The organism is Kiloniella laminariae DSM 19542, from assembly GCF_000374005.1.
In the GTDB taxonomy this organism is placed as follows: domain Bacteria; phylum Pseudomonadota; class Alphaproteobacteria; order Kiloniellales; family Kiloniellaceae; genus Kiloniella; species Kiloniella laminariae.
In genome coordinates, this window is record NZ_KB893134.1 from 594,060 (window position 1) to 612,495 (window position 18,436).

Annotated in this window: 19 protein-coding genes; 6 read left to right on the plus strand and 13 right to left on the minus strand. The window is 51.2% G+C overall.

From position 1 onward, the window contains the following. Positions 1-22 precede the first annotated feature (22 nt). Positions 23-1,540: a DNA recombination protein RmuC gene (locus B152_RS0102875; protein ID WP_020590875.1), complete on the minus strand. Its 1,518-nt coding sequence runs from the start codon at positions 1,538-1,540 to the stop codon at positions 23-25. Positions 1,541-1,774: 234 nt separating this feature from the next. Between B152_RS0102875 and def the strand changes: the two genes are divergently transcribed. From def to truA, 3 genes are all read left to right on the plus strand, one after another. Further along, a complete protein-coding gene (gene def / locus B152_RS0102880; protein ID WP_020590876.1) occupies positions 1,775-2,284 on the plus strand; it encodes a peptide deformylase in 510 nt (169 codons plus the stop codon). A 125-nt stretch (positions 2,285-2,409) separates the two neighbouring features. Next, complete coding sequence (fmt, locus tag B152_RS0102885) at positions 2,410-3,357, plus strand: methionyl-tRNA formyltransferase (protein ID WP_020590877.1); 948 nt, start codon at positions 2,410-2,412, stop codon at positions 3,355-3,357. Further along, positions 3,357-4,154, plus strand: coding sequence for a tRNA pseudouridine(38-40) synthase TruA (gene truA, locus B152_RS0102890; protein WP_020590878.1), 798 nt, complete (start codon positions 3,357-3,359; stop codon positions 4,152-4,154). The genes fmt and truA overlap by 1 nt, the downstream gene beginning before the upstream one ends. 18 nt (positions 4,155-4,172) lie before the next feature. On the opposite strand, the gene B152_RS0102895 is transcribed toward truA, so the two are convergent. The 6 genes from B152_RS0102895 to B152_RS26605 all read right to left on the minus strand — a co-directional run bounded on the left by B152_RS0102895 (position 4,173) and on the right by B152_RS26605 (position 9,109). Then, positions 4,173-4,748, minus strand: coding sequence for a hypothetical protein (locus tag B152_RS0102895; RefSeq protein WP_020590879.1), 576 nt, complete (start codon positions 4,746-4,748; stop codon positions 4,173-4,175). Continuing rightward, positions 4,745-5,902, minus strand: a complete 1,158-nt coding sequence (gene dapE / locus B152_RS0102900; RefSeq protein WP_020590880.1) for a succinyl-diaminopimelate desuccinylase — start codon at positions 5,900-5,902, stop codon at positions 4,745-4,747. Before dapE ends, B152_RS0102895 begins: the two co-directional genes overlap by 4 nt. A 38-nt stretch (positions 5,903-5,940) precedes the next feature. Beyond that, a complete protein-coding gene (gene dapD, locus B152_RS0102905; RefSeq protein ID WP_020590881.1) occupies positions 5,941-6,783 on the minus strand; it encodes a 2,3,4,5-tetrahydropyridine-2,6-dicarboxylate N-succinyltransferase in 843 nt (280 codons plus the stop codon). 137 nt (positions 6,784-6,920) lie between these two features. Further along, entirely contained in the window at positions 6,921-7,592 is a 672-nt protein-coding gene (locus B152_RS0102910) for a pyrimidine 5'-nucleotidase (protein WP_020590882.1), read from the minus strand. 103 nt (positions 7,593-7,695) lie between these two features. Further along, positions 7,696-8,706: a phosphoethanolamine transferase gene (locus B152_RS26170; RefSeq protein WP_211212097.1), complete on the minus strand. Its 1,011-nt coding sequence runs from the start codon at positions 8,704-8,706 to the stop codon at positions 7,696-7,698. A gap of 22 nt (positions 8,707-8,728) precedes the next feature. Continuing rightward, positions 8,729-9,109, minus strand: coding sequence for a phosphoethanolamine transferase domain-containing protein (locus B152_RS26605; protein WP_211212098.1), 381 nt, complete (start codon positions 9,107-9,109; stop codon positions 8,729-8,731). 432 nt (positions 9,110-9,541) lie between these two features. Here B152_RS26605 and B152_RS0102920 point away from each other — a divergent pair, with 432 nt between their 5' ends. Continuing rightward, a complete protein-coding gene (locus B152_RS0102920; protein WP_020590883.1) occupies positions 9,542-11,272 on the plus strand; it encodes a sensor domain-containing diguanylate cyclase in 1,731 nt (576 codons plus the stop codon). Positions 11,273-11,307: 35 nt separating this feature from the next. Next, positions 11,308-12,552: a DUF2336 domain-containing protein gene (locus B152_RS0102925; protein WP_026261229.1), complete on the plus strand. Its 1,245-nt coding sequence runs from the start codon at positions 11,308-11,310 to the stop codon at positions 12,550-12,552. Positions 12,553-12,678: 126 nt separating this feature from the next. Here B152_RS0102925 and argB read toward each other — a convergent pair whose 3' ends face one another. The 6 genes from argB to rpmH all read right to left on the minus strand — a co-directional run bounded on the left by argB (position 12,679) and on the right by rpmH (position 17,227). After that, positions 12,679-13,587, minus strand: coding sequence for an acetylglutamate kinase (argB, locus tag B152_RS0102930; RefSeq protein ID WP_020590885.1), 909 nt, complete (start codon positions 13,585-13,587; stop codon positions 12,679-12,681). A 134-nt stretch (positions 13,588-13,721) separates the two neighbouring features. Beyond that, entirely contained in the window at positions 13,722-14,414 is a 693-nt protein-coding gene (gene yihA / locus B152_RS0102935; protein ID WP_020590886.1) for a ribosome biogenesis GTP-binding protein YihA/YsxC, read from the minus strand. A 164-nt stretch (positions 14,415-14,578) separates the two neighbouring features. Further along, positions 14,579-16,369 carry a membrane protein insertase YidC gene (yidC, locus tag B152_RS0102940; RefSeq protein ID WP_020590887.1) on the minus strand — a complete coding sequence of 597 codons (1,791 nt, stop codon included), beginning with the start codon at positions 16,367-16,369 and terminating at the stop codon, positions 14,579-14,581. Positions 16,370-16,380: 11 nt separating this feature from the next. After that, the gene (yidD, locus tag B152_RS25745; protein ID WP_245549925.1) at positions 16,381-16,650 is read right to left on the minus strand and encodes a membrane protein insertion efficiency factor YidD; all 270 of its coding nucleotides are present in this window, start codon (positions 16,648-16,650) and stop codon (positions 16,381-16,383) included. A 27-nt stretch (positions 16,651-16,677) separates the two neighbouring features. Further along, positions 16,678-17,088 (minus strand): ribonuclease P protein component, encoded by a 411-nt coding sequence (gene rnpA, locus B152_RS0102945; protein WP_020590888.1) that lies wholly within the window; start codon positions 17,086-17,088, stop codon positions 16,678-16,680. Between the two features lie 4 nt (positions 17,089-17,092). Continuing rightward, entirely contained in the window at positions 17,093-17,227 is a 135-nt protein-coding gene (gene rpmH, locus B152_RS25750) for a 50S ribosomal protein L34 (RefSeq protein WP_083921781.1), read from the minus strand. A gap of 436 nt (positions 17,228-17,663) precedes the next feature. Here rpmH and B152_RS0102950 point away from each other — a divergent pair, with 436 nt between their 5' ends. Beyond that, positions 17,664-18,398 (plus strand): TVP38/TMEM64 family protein, encoded by a 735-nt coding sequence (locus tag B152_RS0102950; protein ID WP_051082940.1) that lies wholly within the window; start codon positions 17,664-17,666, stop codon positions 18,396-18,398. The last annotated feature ends 38 nt before the right edge of the window (positions 18,399-18,436 follow it).

The following is an 18,436-nucleotide window of genomic DNA, read 5'->3' on the forward strand; positions in this document are numbered from 1 at the left end:
CTATGAGAATTTTCGAAATTTATCAGGAATCCTGATGAGAGAGCAACGTTATATGTGGGTCTTCATCATCTATGGGTTCCTCGGGAATGTCCTGATCACTTTCCAGAAGCTCCGTCAGGTTTGTCGGCAGGGACTTGCTGGTTTTTGCGCCCATTTTCTGGAGTTGATCTACCTGCCTCAGGATATTTCCACGGCCATCACTGAGTTTGTTCAGGGCATCATCGTGGCTTTTCTGGGCCTTGCCAATAAAATCGCCAACCTTGTTCAGGTCTTCAACAAAGCCGACGAACTTGTCATAGAGCTTGCCTGCGCGTTCGGCAATCTTCTGGGCATTCTGGTTCTGATCTTCGTATCGCCAGATGTTTTCAACTGTGCGCAAGGCCAGCAACAAGGTCGAAGGCGTGACAATGACAACGTTCTTTTCCAGAGCCTGCCCGACCAGATCGGGCTGTTGTTGTACGGCAATGCTAAAAGCGCCTTCGATTGGCATAAACAGCAAGACGTAATCCAGCGAGCGGATACCATCGAGCTCGTGATAAGATTTTCGCGATAGGTCCCGGACATGGTTCTGGATAGAGTTAATGTGTTCTGCGAGACAGGCGGTGGAATCTGTGTCGTCTTCCGCCGAATGCAGGCGTTCATAAGCGGTCAGGGATACCTTGGAATCAATAACGATATCCTTGCCGTTTGGCATATGGACAATCACATCAGGGCGATAGCGCTTGCCTTCTTCGTTGCTCATGGATTGCTGGACCGAGTACTCACGGCCTTTTGTCAGGCCGGATTTTTCCAGAACCATTTCCAGAATCATTTCTCCCCAGGCACCCTGCGTCTGGCTTTGGCCTTTTAGAGCGCGCGTGAGGTTGTGGGTATCTTCGCTGACCTGTTTGTTCAGCTGGGCGAGGCGTTCGACCTCCCGATGCAGGGAGAAGCGCTCCTTTGATTCCTTGTCGTAGGTTTCCTCTACCTTCTTCTGGAAATTGACAATGTTTTCCTTCAGCGGGTTGAGCAGGACCTCAAGGCCCTGCTTGTTCTGTTCGGTAAACTTGCGGGACTTTTCCTCAAGGATGCGGTTGGCCAGGTTTTCAAACTGTTCTGTAAGTTTTTGACGAGCCTCATCCAGAATCTGCAGTTTTTCGGTATGGGCTTCGCGTTCTTTCTGCAGGGTTGTTCGAAATTCGGCATCCCGGTTTTCCAGTCGGGCAATGATGTCTCTCTTGCTCGCAAGTTCAGCTTCCAGCTGGTGCTGTTTTTCCACAAGCTCGGGGATTCGAGTGGCTTTCTGTTCTTCAACTGCAGCACGGGACGCGACATCGGTCAGAGTTTCGCGGAGTTCTTCCCGGTCATCAGCAAGTTTTGTGAAAAGCTGGGCTTGTTGGCTGCGTTCGAGCAAGAGTTCTTCCTGACGTTTGCTCAGGGAACGATTTTCTGTCTGGAGCTCGGAAATCGTTGAGCGGTTTTTCAGGATGAAAATCAGGCTGATTAAAGCCGTTATGGTCAGGCCGACAAGGCCGCCGAGCAGAAGTGTGGTGAGATCCATTGAATGCCCTGGATGGTAAAATGATAGCGGGACTGCGAGTCGCTTTGTACTCTAGCATGTATGATGATCAACCGTCAGTAACGCGATCATGCTTTGTTCTAAAACATGGCTTTGGCTTGACCTTCTCGTGCCAAGGCAATACCTAAAGAGCAATGGCTGTTGATGCTGTTGCTCTGTCCCGGTTACAGAGCCAGCAAAGCCTGCGGTTTAACTTTATTTGTACAGCGAGTAATCATGGCTATTCGTGAGATCGTCATCGCACCTGATCCCGTGTTGAAGAAGGTCTGTGACCCTGTTGAAACAGTGGATGACGGCATTCGCACACTTATGGATGATATGCTGGAGACCATGTACAAGGCGCCGGGAATTGGGCTGGCGGCCTGTCAGATAGGTGTGACCAAGCGGGTGATTGTTGTTGATGTCAGCGACGACAAGGAAGAAAAACGCCCCTATTGTATGGCAAACCCGGAAATCATCTGGGAATCAGAAGAGTATTCTGCCTACCAGGAGGGCTGTCTTTCCTTGCCGGAACAGTATGCAGAAGTTGAGCGCCCCGCAGCTGTCCGGGTCTCCTATCTGGATCAGAACGGTAAAAGACAGGAGCTGGACGCGGATGATCTTCTTGCCACCTGTATTCAACATGAAATTGACCACCTGAACGGGGTCCTGTTTATCGATCATATTTCGAAATTAAAACGGGGTATGATTATGAAAAAGCTTAAAAAACTGACCTCAGGTCAATAATGGCTTTCTCACCTCCGGTCAGTAGCAAACGGGGTATGTGTTTGTTTGTTTGTTTGTTTGTCTGCAGAGTATCTGAACATAGTGATGTCTGAAAAAGACGATAACGGGAATGGAACAGAGTAGTGATGAAGAAACTTCGGATTGCCTTTATGGGAACCCCGGATTTTTCCGTTCCCTGTCTGAAGGCCCTGGCAGCTGCAGGGTATGAAATTGTTGCCGTCTATAGTCAACCACCCCGTCCGGCAGGTCGCGGACACAAGGAAAAACTTTCTCCTGTTCATGCCTATGCCGAGAGCCAGGGCTGGCCTGTGTTTACACCGAAGAGTTTTCGTCGCTCTGAAGTTCTTGAAGAGTTTGCCAGTCTTGGCGTCGATATTGCCGTGGTTATTGCCTACGGTTTGATCTTGCCGCAAGCCGCGCTGGATATTCCGCCAATGGGCTGTGTAAATGTCCATGCCTCGCTCTTGCCGCGCTGGCGGGGCGCGGCCCCTATTCAAAGGGCGATTGAGGCGGGAGATGCCCAAAGTGGTGTGGCGATCATGCAGATGGCAGAAGAGCTTGACGCCGGAGACGTTCTGCTTGAAGGCAGGGTAACGCTGAACAGCAAGACAACAGCGTCGAGTTTGCACGATGAACTCTCTGTGCTTGGTGCCGAGCTTATTACCAAGGCACTTGAAGGGATGACGGAAGGAACTTTGACGCCGCAGCCACAGCCAGCTGAAGGGCTTACCTATGCTCAGAAGCTTTCCAAAGAAGAGAGCGCTCTTGACTGGAGCCAGCCTGCGGAACAGCTGGAGCGTAAAATTCGCGCCCTTACACCCTGGCCTGGTGTTCACTTCACTTTTCACGGCGAAAAGATCAAGGTCTTGAAAGCACGCCTCTCTGATCTGGACAGCTCCGGGGCCAAGGCAGGGACACTGCTGGATGACCAGCTGAGCGTTGCCTGTGGCGCAGGCACGCTGCAGATCGAACGGCTGCAACGCCCAGGTAAAGGCGGCATGGAGACTGTGGCTTTCCTCAATGGATATCCCCTGCCCAAAGGTACCATTCTGAACGACAGCGAGCCGGGCTGATGCCACGCTACAAGTTGACCATTGAATATGACGGCAGCGATTTTTTTGGCTGGCAGCGTCAAAAAGATCAGATCTCTGTTCAGGAGGTCCTGGAAGAGGCGGTTTTCAAATTCAGCGGTGAACGGGCTCAGGTTTTTGCTTCGGGTCGTACCGATAGTGGTGTTCATGCGCTTGGGCAGGTTGCCTCGATGGATCTGGAACGTTCTTTTCCTGCTGACAAAGTGCGTGATGCCATCAATTTTCATCTGCGTCCTGCCCGTGTCGCCGTTTTGGCAACAGAAATTGTTGATGAAGAGTTCCACGCCCGCTTTTCGGCAACAGAGCGGAGTTACCTCTACCGGATTATCAACCGTCGGGCCCATTTGGTTCTGGATCACCAGCGCGCCTGGTTTGTTCCTCAGAAACTCGACGTGGCTGCAATGCATGAAGCTGCGCAGGTTCTGGTCGGGACACATGATTTTACCTCGTTCCGGGCCAAGGAATGTCAGGCGCAATCACCAGTCAAGACCATGAACCGGATTGCGGTTAGCCAGATGGGGGAGGAAATCAGAATAGAACTTTCTGCCCGTTCCTTCTTGTACCATCAGGTGCGTAATATCGCCGGGTCACTCAAGAAAGTTGGTCTGGGAAAATGGACCGGGGAAGACCTTAAACGAGTTCTCGCTGCCCGGGATCGCAGTGTTGCCGGGGAAATGGCACCTGCCTGGGGATTGTATTTTGTCTCTGTCAGTTTTGATGCAACGGAACAGGACGTTGGCCATGATCCCTCTGTGGGACCAGAACCTGCACGTCAGTAGGCTGCTTTATCAAAGGGGTTAACCCTCAAGCAGAACATTTTCGAGATTACTGAGGCTGAGTGACAGCACAATGTCCAGGAAAACCAATCCGACAGCGACATACCAGCTGCAGGGGATGACTTGTTTTATGACGTTGGTTTTGACCCAAAGTAGATAAAAGAGGGTCAACAACCCTGTCAGCGAAACCATTATCTCCGGGAACAGACCGGATTTAAGCAAAGTGTGGAGAAATACCTGAAGCAGAATGACCCAAAGCTGGAGCCAGTTTATCGCGATGATAAGTTGCCTGAAATTCTCGATCTTATTGTGCAGAACAAGAATAGCATGGATAGCAACCGGGTAAGCCAGCCAGCTGATCAAGTAGATAAGGCCCTCAATCAGCAGTACGGCAAAGCTGTCATAAACAACATCACTATCTGTCGGGTAGAGGCTGCTGAGATAGATATATCCGGGCAAACAGAGCCAGGCTGCAAAGAAGGAGTTCCAGAAACTACGGTCGCTGGTATCAATTCGTTCCAGACCAGACAGATCAAGACGCAGAAAACCGACTGTCGCTCCGAGATGGTGTTTCATCTCTGTCAGGGAAGGAATCAAACTTTAAAATATCCTTCAAGCATGGACTGATAGATACAGGACAGGTCATCGAGTTCTTGCAGGGTGCAATATTCATCAACCTTGTGGGCAGTATCGTTCAGCAGCCCGAATTCGGCAACCGTGGCATACTCTTTTATAAAGCGGGCGTCAGATGTGCCGCCCGTTGTTCCCAATACCGCATCAATTCCGGTTACGTCCTTGACTGAACGGCTGATGAGGTCACTGAAGGGGCCGGGGGGGCAGATAAAGGATTCACCAGAAACCCGACCAGCCAAATCGTAGTCAAAGCCTGCGCGGGTAAGGCGTTCGCGCACCCAGGCTTCGACCTGTTCAGAAGAATAGAGGTCATTGAAGCGGACGTTAAAATTGGCCTGTGCCTGTGCCGGGATAACGTTGGTTGCGCTGTTACCAACATCGATGGTCGTCAGCTGCAGGGAAGAGGGTGGGAAGTGTTCTGTCCCGCTGTCGAGAGGTTCCTCGAGCAGGTTATGCAGCATGTTCACCAGAGGATGGACCGGGTTACGGGCAAGTTGGGGGTAGGCTGTGTGACCCTGGATGCCGCGAACCTTGAGATTGAAGTTAACACTTCCCCGGCGCCCGATCTTGATCATGTCGCCAAGTTTGTCGTTGCTGGTCGGCTCGCCAACCAGACAGACATCCATGCGTTCGCCCTTGTCGGCCATCCAGTCGAGGACTCTGGTGGTACCGTTCACGCCAAGACCCTCTTCATCGCCAGTGATGATCAGATTGATCGAACCGTCAAGCGAAGAGCGGGAGCCGAGAAAACGGGTCAGTGCCGCGACAAAGGCACCGATAGAGCCTTTCATATCAACGGCACCACGTCCGATCAGCTTGCCATCAACAACAGCTCCGGCAAAGGGATCAACCGTCCAGGCATCTGCATCGCCGATGGGGACGACATCTGTATGCCCCCCATAGCCAAAAACAGGACCAGAAGTCCCGAGACGGGCATAGAGATTATCGACATCATAGGTTTCGCCACAGCTGAAAGGCAGCCGCTGACAGTGAAACCCCAGGGGCTTGAGCAGAGATTCCATGAGGTCGAGAGCACCGCCCTCATTCGGTGTAATCGAGGGACAACGAATCAGGGCCTGGGTAACTTCCAGGGCAGAAGACGGGTTCTCGACAGTCATGGTCAGCTCTTTCCGTGGTACATCAAGCCGGGGGTACTTCAGGCGCGCAGCAATTCGTTGATCGAGGTTTTGGAGCGGGTGCGCTCGTCCACGCGTTTAACAATCACTGCACAGTAAAGATTGGGGCCGGGCGTGCCGTCGGGCAGGGGTTTGCCAGGAAGGGTTCCCGATACAACGACGGAATAGGCAGGGACACGTCCCATGAAGATTTCGCCAGTTTCACGGTCAATGATCTTGGTAGAGGCGCCAATGTAGACACCCATGGAAAGGACGGAGCCTTCTTCCACGATAACGCCTTCGGCAACTTCCGCACGCGCCCCGATGAAGCAGTTGTCTTCGATAATCACGGGTCCTGCCTGGAGGGGTTCAAGTACCCCGCCAATGCCTGTGCCGCCGGAAAGATGTACGTTCTTGCCGATCTGGGCGCAGGAACCAACGGTTGCCCAGGTGTCAACCATGGTCCCGCTGTCCACATAGGCACCCAGGTTCACAAAACTTGGCATCAGAACCGCACCGGGGGCAATAAAGGCAGAGCGGCGCACAATGCTGCCGGGAACAGCCCGAAATCCTGCTGCCGCAAATTCTTTGCCACTCCAGCCTTCGAATTTGGAAGGAACCTTGTCCCACCAACTGGTGTTTTCGCCGGGTCCACCGGCGATCACAGACATGTCGTTGAGGCGGAAGGAGAGCAAAACAGCTTTTTTGAGCCACTGATTGACCACCCAGCCATCCGGTCCTTTTTCAGCAACGCGTCGTTGGCCAGAGTCCATCAGCATCAAGGCATTTTCAACGGCTTCGCGGACTTCGCCTTTGGTTGTTGCAGTGATCTGGTCCCGATTTTCCCAGGCATTTTCAATGACATTCCGGATATCGCTGTTCATGGTGATCCATCCCGTAGTTCGTGTTTTTCAACATGTTTGTCGTGGTTTCGTGGGACAATGCGGCAGGGCAGCAGCGCTTGTCAACGAGTCCATGGCCGAAGGGGCGATGTTATACGATTCCAGCTTTGCTGATGTTTTCAGAGATCATTGAGCCAGGCAATGAGGTCATCTGTTTCATGGTGGATAAAGGATGAGCGTTCACCCGTTTCAGAGGTGGCGCCATGAGTTGCCCATTCTGTATCGGTCCTGACCCAGACGGTTGTCATCCCCATTGCAGCGGCGGGTTCAAGGTTTTTTGCTGAGTCTTCAAAAAATACAGCGCGTTTCGGGTCGATCACATGTTTTTTAATTAGATCGTCATAGGGGAACTGTGCGGGTTTGGGCATGTAGTCAGCATCCGCAATGTCGTATATCTCTTCAAAAAGATGGAGCACACCAAGCTGGTTCATGACATTCGTTGCATGGATGTTCGAAGCATTGGTAAAGATCAGCTTTCGTCCGGGCAGCCGCTCCAGTGCTGTGCTCAAATCCGTGTTTGGGCGGATGACGCTGAAGTCGATATCATGGACATAATCCAGGTACTCGTTCGGGGCGAGACCATGGTTGACCATCAGGCCTTTCAGGGTTGTGCCATAGCGCTTGAAATAGTCTTTTTGAACGGTTTTGGCGGCAAGAGGATCAAGGTTGAGGTATTGCTCGATAAAGGAACCCATGCGCTGTTCAATCTGGTCAAACAGCCGGGACGAGGCCGGATAAAGTGTGTTGTCCAGATCAAAAAGCCAGACATCTTTTCCACCTAACAGAGCCATTGTTCTCGTTCTCTCTTGTTATCGACAATTTTTCTACCAGCCAAGGGGTAGCAGATTTTGAAGACTTGCCAAGACCGAAGTCGTAAAAAAGAGCAAGTGAAACTCAGTGGTACATATGAAAGATATCCATTTCCCGTAGATAAGCCTCACTCTCGATTTCCATCAGCCCCAGTAGCGTATGAAAAATATTATCATGTGTTATGGCTTGATCCTGCTGAGCTTGCAGGTCGGTGTTATTGAAATGGGTGAAATTATCTCCGACCCAGACGATCATCGGAACGTGACGCTGGGTTTCTGGTGCAAGTAAATTGGGCATTCCATGCAGATAAAGCCCCAGCTCCCCAAGAGATTCCCCATGATCGCTGACATAGAGCATAAGTGTTTCAAATTTAGGATCATTTTTTTTTAGTAATCCAATGACTTTGGAAAGGAAATAATCCGTGTATAAAATCGCATTGTCGTAGGCGTTATCGAGCTCTTCCTGGCTGCAATCCGATAGCTCGTTTGTGGCGCAGACGGGTTGGAATTTCTCGAATTCTTTGGGATAGCGAAGATAATAGGCGGGGCCATGGTTCCCCATCTGGTGCAGCACGATCATTATGTCTCCATCGGGATAACTATCTATATAGTCCTGCAGATCAACAAGCATGCCCTCGTCCCGGCACTCCAGATCACAAACCGGGTTTATATTCGGGTCCCGATAATTCTGGTACGGAATCCGGTCCGCGACCCCTTTAGAGCTGGAATTGTTGTCGCGCCATAAAACGTTAACTCCAGCATGAACGAGGACATCCAGTGCATTCTCTTTGTTCTTAGCTGTGTTGGTTTCATAATCCTTTTCAGTATCATTGGAAAACATGCAGGGGACAGAAATCGCCGTGGAAGTACCGCAGCTGCGAACCTGACGAAAACTGGCAACGTTAAGCTGCTCTAATAAAGGGTTGGTTTTTCTTGGATAACCGTTCAAGGAAAAACGATCTGCACGGGCGGTCTCTCCCACCACCATGATAATCAGTTCACGATCAATATCGGTCGCAGGAATCTGGGCGTCATTGCCGAGTATTTTGAGGGGCCCGCTGTCTGCTTTTAAAAGTTGACCAGCATATTTACCCACAGAGAAGAGGTAATTGATCGGGTTAAAATGTGACCGGATTTGTTTGTGTCCTCTTAGAAATGAACTGAAGAGAGGCGCTGATCATGAAGCCAAGAACAAGCAGGGGCAGCAAGATTGAAGCAATCAGTTTCAGTCGCCCCCAGATCTCCTGTCTGACTGGCTTAAAGGTAATATTTACTTGCCAGACGAACCACGAAGGAAGAAGGCCAAGGAAAATCACATAAAGCACCAGGGTTAGACTGAACAGGTCCCTTGCTTCCCCGAGATTTGTTTCCACGATATTTTCGATCATCCCCACATCGATGATGACATGGTAGCTGTCCATGAAATATGCAGTAACAGAAGTGCAGAGCAGTAGAAAAATCAGGATAGGTTTTGCGCTGTAACGGTGACAAAAAATCAACAGGATAAGAAAGAGAGCACAGTAGAACCCAAAAAATCAGAATAGCCAGAAAACCGATGTTATCCAGCGAAGGGGGATAGTCTTCCAGCAAACTGGAGAAGAATGACAGATTTGCGAACAGTATCCAGAACAGGGTCGTGAGCGCGAGCAAATTTGCCGGGCGCATTTGACGTTTACTGTTCATTCATGGAGATCCATCAAGTGAGTGTTCCATCTTATTTAGAGAGTAGAGAAAATTTTCCTGTGGAAATAAATTAAAAAGCCAACGGATTGAAAATTAAAAATCCAACGGATTGACCAAAGGGTGTGAGAAAACGATATCTCCTCGGAAGCTTTCGGGTACAAGACGGACAGACTGATCGTATTCAAATGTTTAAGCGGGTGTTAACTGGACTCGGTTAGACTTGGGGCGATGAGTTATCAGGGGTGCTTATGAAGACTTCATCAAAGCAGAAAAAAAACAATAAGAGTGGTCCATTGCCCGATATTATCGACAAGGATCACTGGGAACTGGTCGTCCCCGGTGGTCCTTTCTCTGAATTTCCTGGTGCTGTTGTGCTGGTGGTTCGTGACGGCACCGTTTCCTGTGCAAATGATCAGGCCGAGTTACTTTGTAAATTTATACGTCGAGGAGGTTCGGAAGAATATCTTGAGGCGTTGAAATCAGCCTTTAATGGTAAAGCAGCTCAGGTGAATCCTTTGTTGATCCGGGCCGAACGGGATGAAAGAAGCCGTGTTCTTGCTGCCTTTGATCTGGCGCTTCTGCCATGGGATGGTGGACAGGCAGCTTTGCTGTTGGGGCGGAATATTACCCTTGAACGCAACCTTCGTGCCGCTCTGATCGAATCCCGCCAGCGCTATCGTGATCTGCTTGAGGCGTCCTGTGATTTTGCTTGGGAGACCAATGCGGAGGGATATTTTTCTTTCGTAACTCCTGACGGCGGGCTGGGATATACCGCAGCCGAAATTTCCGGAATGCAGGCTGATGGTCTGCTGGTCGATGTACATACTCTGGTGACAAATCCCTTTTCCTGCCGGGCCCCTTGTGATGAGGAAGAAGTTTGGGTCAAAGACAGTTATGGCGACGAAAGATGTCTTCTGATCACCTCTATGCCCCTGTGGAGCGACCAGGAAGCCTGGCATGGGAACCGGGGTTTCTGTCGCGATATCACAGATCAGCGCAAGGTAGAGATGCAGCGGGCTGAGGAAATCCACCGCGAGAGGGTTTATAACCGGATTCTCGAGATTGCCCGAAGTGAAATGGTGCCGGTAAAGATGCTGGGCTCTGTTGCGACCTGTTTGATTCCGGCGTTGCCGGTTGATGCTGTGATGATCAGCCATTTTGACGGAGAGATCTGGCACGCTGTTGCCGAACAGGGATCTGCTTTGCCACTTGATGCAATCGCCAGGGTTCAGGCAGCCTTGAAAATGGGAGAGACTGTTTATCAGGAAAGCGGGTCTGACGGCGTGCTGGTGGCAGTCAGTACCAAGTTCCGGGGACAGGCCAATGGAGCGATCTGTTTATGGCGTCGGGGCGCAAATGTGGTCTGGTCGGCTGGTGAAGGAGAGCTGCTGGAACGTATCCAGATCCAGATTGGTATTTCGTTGCAACAGTATGGGCACCATCGGGATTTACAAACGCTTTCAAGTACAGATCCCCTGACCGGATTGTTGAACCGGAGGCGATTTGAATACCTGCTTACCGGGTTCATTGAAGATCATAACGGGGATGAGCACACGCACCTGCTGCTCTATCTTGATATGGATAATTTCAAGTACGTCAATGATGCTTATGGTCATCAGGAGGGCGACAAGGCCCTGCGGGATTTTGCAGAGGTACTGAAGCAGGAAACCCGCAGGCACGACTGGTTGGCCCGCCTTGGCGGGGATGAGTTTGCAATATTTCTCCCCAATGTACCTGAAGAAGAAGCCTCCTCAAAAGCAAGGGCCATTCTGATGGCGCTTGAGCCCGCTCTGGCACGGGAAGAAGATCCCGAGTGGCGTTTGGGGGCTTCTATCGGGGGGTACCTGTTTACGGCCCGGGATGGAACCAATATTGCCGATCTTTTTCTCCACGCGGACGAGGCGATGTACCGTGTAAAAAGATCCGGCAAGAATGGTATCTATGTTGTTAAAGAACAGTTGGAAGGGGCGGGATCTTGAAAGATTCGGAAAGCTCCTCGAAGGATAAAAAGCGGATGCAGACAGCCCTTGTATATGAAACTGCCAAGGAAATGGCGGAAAGTAAGGATCCAGAGGTTCGGCTGACACTGGCCAAGCGCAATGATACACGGCCAGAGTTTCTGTATTTTCTTGCAGAAGATGAAAGTCCTGAAATAAGAAAGGCTGTGGCATCCAATGCAACGACCCCCTCTCAGGCAGATTTGTTGCTGGCCAGAGATAAAGATGCCTTGGTGCGCGAACAGCTGGCTGAAAAAATCGCGAAGCTGGCGCCAGAGCTGGATTCAAAAAACCAGCGCCGTGCCCATGAGTTCGTTGTGAAGACCCTTCAGATTCTGGTCGAGGATCAGCAGGAGAAAGTACGTCAGATCCTCTCTGTGGCGGTCAAGGACCTGGATACCGTTCCTGTCGCACTGGTACGCAAACTTGCAGCTGATTCCGAAGACAGTGTAGCGGTGCCTGTTTTGCAATTTTCGCCAATTCTTACTGATGATGATCTGCTTAAGCTTATCTGGGACGGTGTCCGCGGGGCGAGACTGAAAGCGATTTCGCGTCGATCCAATCTGGGCGAACAGGTAACAGATGCAATCATCGAGACAGAGGACGGTGATGCAATCGCGGCTTTACTGGATAACCATAGTGCGCAGATCCGTGAAGAAACACTTGATATGCTGGTTGATAAGGCCCCGGCTGTGCAGATCTGGCACAAGCCTCTTGTCACGCGACCAAAGCTCTCTTCCCTGTCGATCAAACGCCTTGCGACCTTTGTAACCGAGAATTTACTGGAAGCCTTGCTCGATCGTCCGGGGATGGACCCGGAAACTGCGACGGCAATCGGGCTGGTGGTGCGGCAACGCCTGGATGAAGAAAACGTCCTTGATGACAAAGGGACAAGCGAACACGAAGAAAAGGCCCTGGTTGTTGAAGTGGAAAAACTTGACCGGGCTGGCAAGCTGACCGAAGACCGTATTACCACACGTCTGCACTGCGGAGACCGCGAGTTTGCCATCCATGCACTGGCACTTAAAGCCGCCTTGCCGCCAAAGGTGGCGCGCCGGATGATTTTGTCCCGGGCGGCAAAAACGGTAGTGGCACTGGTTTGGAAAGCCGGGTTCACAATGGAATTGGCCAGTCTGGTGCAGTTACGTCTGGCTGGAATCCCTCCACAGCAGTCAATCAAGGCTGACTCTGAGGGGCAGGTTCCTATATCGGAAAAAGAACTCGACTGGCAGGTTACGCTTTATCTGGATAACTCAGAATAACACCAGGGATACGGCTGTCAGGATATTTGCAGCAAAAATGCCGGCATCAACTTAGATCCCGGCATTTTTGCTGTGTTATTGTCTGGATAGGAAAACAAGAACATCCTGGAAGAGCTAAAGACGCGGTTACTCTTTCTTGATCAGCGTGCCGATTCCGCAATCGGTGAAGATTTCCAGCAGCATTCCGTGCGGGACCCGTCCGTCCAGGATAACCGCAGCATTGACACCACCTTCGACAGTACTGATGCAAGTCTCGATTTTCGGAATCATGCCGCCGCTGATTGTACCATTACTGCGCAGTTCCTCCGCCGTCTGGAAAGTGATTTCAGGAATCAGCACACCTTCCTTGTCAAGAACACCGGCAACATCTGTCATCATCAAAAGGCGGGAAGCTCCAACCGCTGCGGCAATCGCACCGGCAGCTGTGTCCGCATTGATGTTATAGGTTTCGCCATCTTCGCCAAAACCAATCGGAGCGATGACAGGGATCATCCCGGATTTTTCCAGTTTCTGGAGGAATTCAGGATTGATCTCGTCAGGTTCTCCGACAAAACCGAGATCCAGAATTTTTTCAATGTTGGAATCCGGATCTTTGACCGTGCGTTGTAGCTTACGCGCCTTGATCAGGCTGCCGTCCTTGCCGGAGATCCCGATTGCAGTGCCTCCAGCCTTGTTGATTGCCGCGGTGATGCTCTTGTTAATTCTACCAGAGAGAACCATCTCGACAATTTCGACAGTTGCTTCATCTGTAACCCGCAGTCCGTCAACAAATTCACTGTTAACGGCCATCCGCTTGAGCATTTCACCAATCTGCGGTCCACCACCATGTACAACGATAGGGTTGATCCCGACCTGTTTAAGCAAAACGATGTCCCGGGCGAAGATGTCGGCGAGTTCGCTATTCCCCATCGCATGGCCACCGTATTTTATTACAATGGTTTTGCCGGCATAGCGTCGCATAAAGGGCAGGGCTTCTGAAATAGTCCCTGCAGTGCGCAGCCATTTCCGTGGATCTTTAGCGTGGTTTGTCAACATCTTGGACAGCCTCAGTCATGATCAGGATAACGCGGGGCTTTCTTGCTTCTACATACGGCGAGACAGGCCCGGCCCCGCGAGAGGTAATTATATCTTTATAACGGAATCGCAAGGTCAAGGAAACAGGTGCGCCTTTAAATTCCTTGTTCGACCAGGGAAGCAAGGATTGCACGAAGCTCTGAAACACCCTGGCCCTTCATCGAGGAGGTTTTGACGATATAAGGGTGAGCAGCTGGTCGTTTTGACAGCTCTTTGGCCAGCTTGCTTTCTTCTGCTGCCAGCTCGGAAGCTTTGGTTTTGTCGACCTTGGTCATGACAATCTGGTAAGAGACTGCACAGGTATCCAGTTCGTCCATGATTTCGCGATCGCTGTCTTTGGTGCCATGTCGTGCATCAATCAGCAGCAGGATACGTTTCAGTTCTGCCCGGCCGCGCAGATAGTTCCGGGTGAGGTTGGTCCAGTAGGCAATGTCCGATTTAGAAGCCTGGGCGTAACCATACCCGGGGAGATCAACAAGCATAAGCTGCTTGCCAAGATCAAAGAAATTGAGCTGGCGTGTTCGCCCGGGGGTGTTGGAGGTTCTGGCCAGGGTTTTTCGTCCGGTCAAGGCATTAACCAGGCTGGATTTCCCGACGTTTGATCGGCCGGCAAAAGCCACTTCCGGCAAGTTGTACCGTCCGATGTGTTCGTCTTTTGTCGCGCCAAGAATGAACTCGCAGGACTGGGTAAAGAGCAATCTCCCTGCTTCGACCAACCGTGGATCGTCGCCGGGGTTTTCCAGCTTGATGCCGGATTGGGGGGATGAAACCGGGGTTTCGTCAGTCACGTGCGTCTCCTTTTATACTGGCCCATGATTAATACCTGACGGTCCGAACGGCAAGAAAGAATAAGGGGAGTCAGAAAAATGCGGATCTCGGGAGGCGGGAAAGCAGGAAAGGCCCGGATTTTTCATCCGGGCCTTTCCTGCTTTTAAAAGTAATCCTGACCGGATCAGCTCTTGCTTGGCTCTGGTGTCCGTCCAAGGGGCACACCAGCCTTTTTCATAATCACAGCTTGCTGGATGATGGAAAGAAGGTTGTTCCAGGTCCAATAGATAACCAGCCCGGCAGGGAAACTCCCTAGCAGGAAGGTAAAGAACAGAGGCATGAACAGGAATACCTTGGCCTGTACCGGATCGGTTGGCTGAGGATTCAGGCGCTGCTGCAGGAACATGGTGATCCCCATCAGAACTGGCCAGATGCCGATATTCAGGAAAGCAATGATACTGCCAGCTTCCGGAACGCCCCAGGGGAGCAGGCCAAAGAAGTTAACCAGGGAAGTTGGATCAGGAACGGAGAGATCGTGGACCCAGCCGTAGAAAGGTGCCTGATGCATTTCCAGAGTGACAAAGAGAACCTTGTAGAGCGAGAAAAAGATCGGAATCTGTACAACAATTGGCAGACAGCCAGCCATCGGATTGACCTTTTCCTGCTTGTACAGGGTCATCATTTCCTGATTGAGCTTTTGTTTGTCATCCCCGAAACGGTCGCGAAGGGCTGTCAGTTTTGGCTGAAGTTTCCGCATCTTCGCCATGGAAACATAGGATTTGTTCGCCAGAGGGAAGAGGATCAGCTTAATGACAACTGTCAGGGCCATAATGGAGAGGCCGACGTTGCCGACAATACCGGTCAGCCAGTGCAGGGCATAGAAGAAAGGCTTGGTAATGTAATAGAACCAGCCAAAGTCAACGGCGAGATCAAGGTCCTGAATGCCGAGTTCCGTATCATATTTGTCAATGAGAGGAACTTCCTTGGCACCGGCGAAGAAGTTGCTGTTGAATTCGATATTCTGGCCGGGTGTTACAGACTGTACCGCATAGAAGAAATCAGTCTGGTAACGATCAACACCGTTCTTGCCGTTGTAAAGAAAACGGGTTGTTACAGCCTGCTGCTGATCAGGGATAAGGGCTGTGAGCCAGTACTTGTCGGTGATGCCGAGCCAGCCGCCGGTCGTCGCTCCGTCAACACGCTTGTCTTCCTGGAGGTCGGAATAATCTACTTCCTGCAGTTTGCCTTCGAGGACACCAATAGGTCCTTCATGCAGGATATAGTATCCAAGGGTCTCTGGGGTGCCTGTCCGGGAAATCAGGCTGTAAGGAGCGAGATCAACAGCTTTGTTTGTTGCGTTGGAGACGCGCTGCGAGATGTTGATCATATACCCTTTGTCAATGCGCAGGGTCCGTTCGAAGGTCAGGCCCTGGCCGTTGTTCCAGGTAAGGGTGACGGGGGCCTCGGGGGTCAGGCGATTACTGCTTGCCTGCCAGACCGTATCGTTCCCTGGTACGGGCAGGGTCCGGTCCGAAGAGATCCAGCCAAAGTCGGCATAGTAGGGGTTGGCAGTTCCAACTGGCGAAAGCAGCGTGACATTGGGGCTGCCGTCGTCAATGGATTCCTGATAATTTTTCAGAGTCAGGTCATCTATCCGCCCACCGGTGAGCGAGACACTGCCTCGGATGGTCGGGGTATCAATGATAACCCGTTCCTGTGTTGCCAGAACCTGTTCGCGGGGAAGCCCCTCGCTCAGGCTGAGCATGGCATCCAGGTTACCGGGAAGTTCAGGAATACTGGATTCTCCGGTAGAGGCTGCCTGAGTCTGGGACTGCTGTTGCTGAGCCGCTTGCCGGGCTGCAATCTGTTCCGGAGTTGGCGGAAAGAAATATTCCTGCGCGAATGTCCAACCAAAAAGTATGACTGCTGAAAGGACTACAGCGAGAAGAATGTTACGTTGATCTTCGTTTTGCATCAGTGATCGGCTCAACGGTTGTTTGGGACATGACAGTCAGCATGCTGACTGCAGTCAGGTGATTCGGGTACGGGGTCATAACCATGGCCACCCCAGGGGTGACAACGGCCAAGACGTTTAAGAGCCATCCATCCACCCTTCACCACGCCATGTGCAACAAGAGCGTCGCTGGCATATTGTGAGCAGGTTGGGTGATAACGGCAGCCCGCGGGAGTATAGGGAGAGATACCGTACTGGTACAGCTTTATGAGGCCAAGCAGGAGTACACGTAATATTTTCAATATTGTGGCCTCTCTTTTCCCGGTTTCTCAGTTCTGCTGTCTTGTCTGGCCTGGGGCTCTGGAACGGTCTGTTTTTACTCTTTGCAGAGCGGATGACAGATCTTGTTTCAGGTCATCATAGGCGCGAAACAGGGTTGTTTTGCGCCCGATCAGGACATAGTCATGCTCTGCTTTTCCATGCTGGGAAAGCAGTTCGGCTGCAACAGCGCGCAATCTGCGCTTTACCCGGTTTCTGATTACGGCGTTGCCAACTTTTTTGGTAACGGTAAAGCCAATGCGAATAGCGCCAGACCCACAAAGTTCTTCCGAGTTGGAAGAACTTTCAGGCTGGCGCCGCATGGCCTGAAGAATCAGACCTGGGGTGACCCATTTGTTTTGCGTCGCTGCTACCCGAAGGAATTCGGATCGCTTTTTGAGCTTTCCGATAACGGGCATCATGACCTTAAGCAGATAGACGCTTACGGCCTCTTGCGCGACGGTTAGCTAGGACGCGGCGACCGCCTACGGTAGCTTTACGGGCGCGAAAGCCATGGCGGCGTTTACGAACCAGTACGCTCGGCTGAAAAGTGCGCTTCACAGTATTTCTCCGTTAATCGGGAGGTTGTCGAAAATAGTGGTGGGTGTATAAGCGGGCACCAGGCGTCTGTCAACGCCTCTTCACCAGATTCATTGGATTCCCTCATGGATTCCTTGAGGATTTTCCGAAAATGGGCAGAAACTCGGTGGGAGTCTTTGACGCAAATGGAAAATTATGAGGTCTTCGTCTCAAGGTTTTCCAGGGCAAAATCATCGTTGCGCTGTTCTTATCAAGCTTTCTCCCCAAAGGACAGAAGGAAATCTTGCAAGGGTAAAAAAAGGTTTGTGATCAAGCGATTTATTGGCAGGAAAATCTCAAGGGACCGGTATTAACAAGACCTCTCGGTTGATCACAACCTTGTGTGAAGCGATTGATTGACTTGATTTTTTGCGGCTACCCACAAAACTATAGTTTCATGATGACTGTAGATGAAACAATGAATTCAAAGAACAAAACACTTCCGGTCAAAGGCTCCAGGTTGAAGCGCCTGCTTCCTTTGCTGGTGCTATTGATTGGCCTGACTGCGGTCTATGTCATGGGATGGCATCGCTATCTTAATTTCGAGGTGTTACAGGAAAACCGTGAAAATCTAATCGGATTCGTACAGAACCAGCAGGCGGTTGCTGCTCTGGCTTTTCTGGTCCTCTATGCTGTTGCCATTGCCTTCTCAATCCCTGGAGGGTCATTTCTGACCATTGCGGGCGGGTTTATGTTTGGCACCTGGCTGGGTGGACTCTACGCTGTAATGGCAGCAACAGTTGGTTCAACACTTGTCTTTCTGGCTGCGAAAAGTGCCTTAGGAGATATCCTGCGGCAGAAAACCAGCGGATACCTTCAGAAGATGGAAGCCGGGTTCAAGGAAAATGAGCTGAGTTATCTGCTGGTTTTGCGCTTGGTGCCGCTGTTCCCTTTCTGGCTGGTGAATCTCGTTCCGGCTTTTGTTGGTATGTCACTGCGCAATTATGTCATTGGGACCTTTATCGGGATCATTCCGGGAACATTTGTCTATGCCAGCGTTGGTAACGGTCTGGATGCCCTGTTCCGGAGCAACGAGACGCCTGACCTCGGTATTATTCTGCGCCCGGAAATCCTTCTGCCTATTCTCGGCCTGGCCTTGTTGTCTCTTGTGCCAGTTCTCTACAAAAAATATTGCAAGGAAAAACAGGCCTAGATACCCGCCTGTAATTCGGAAATTGCTTCATCGGGGAA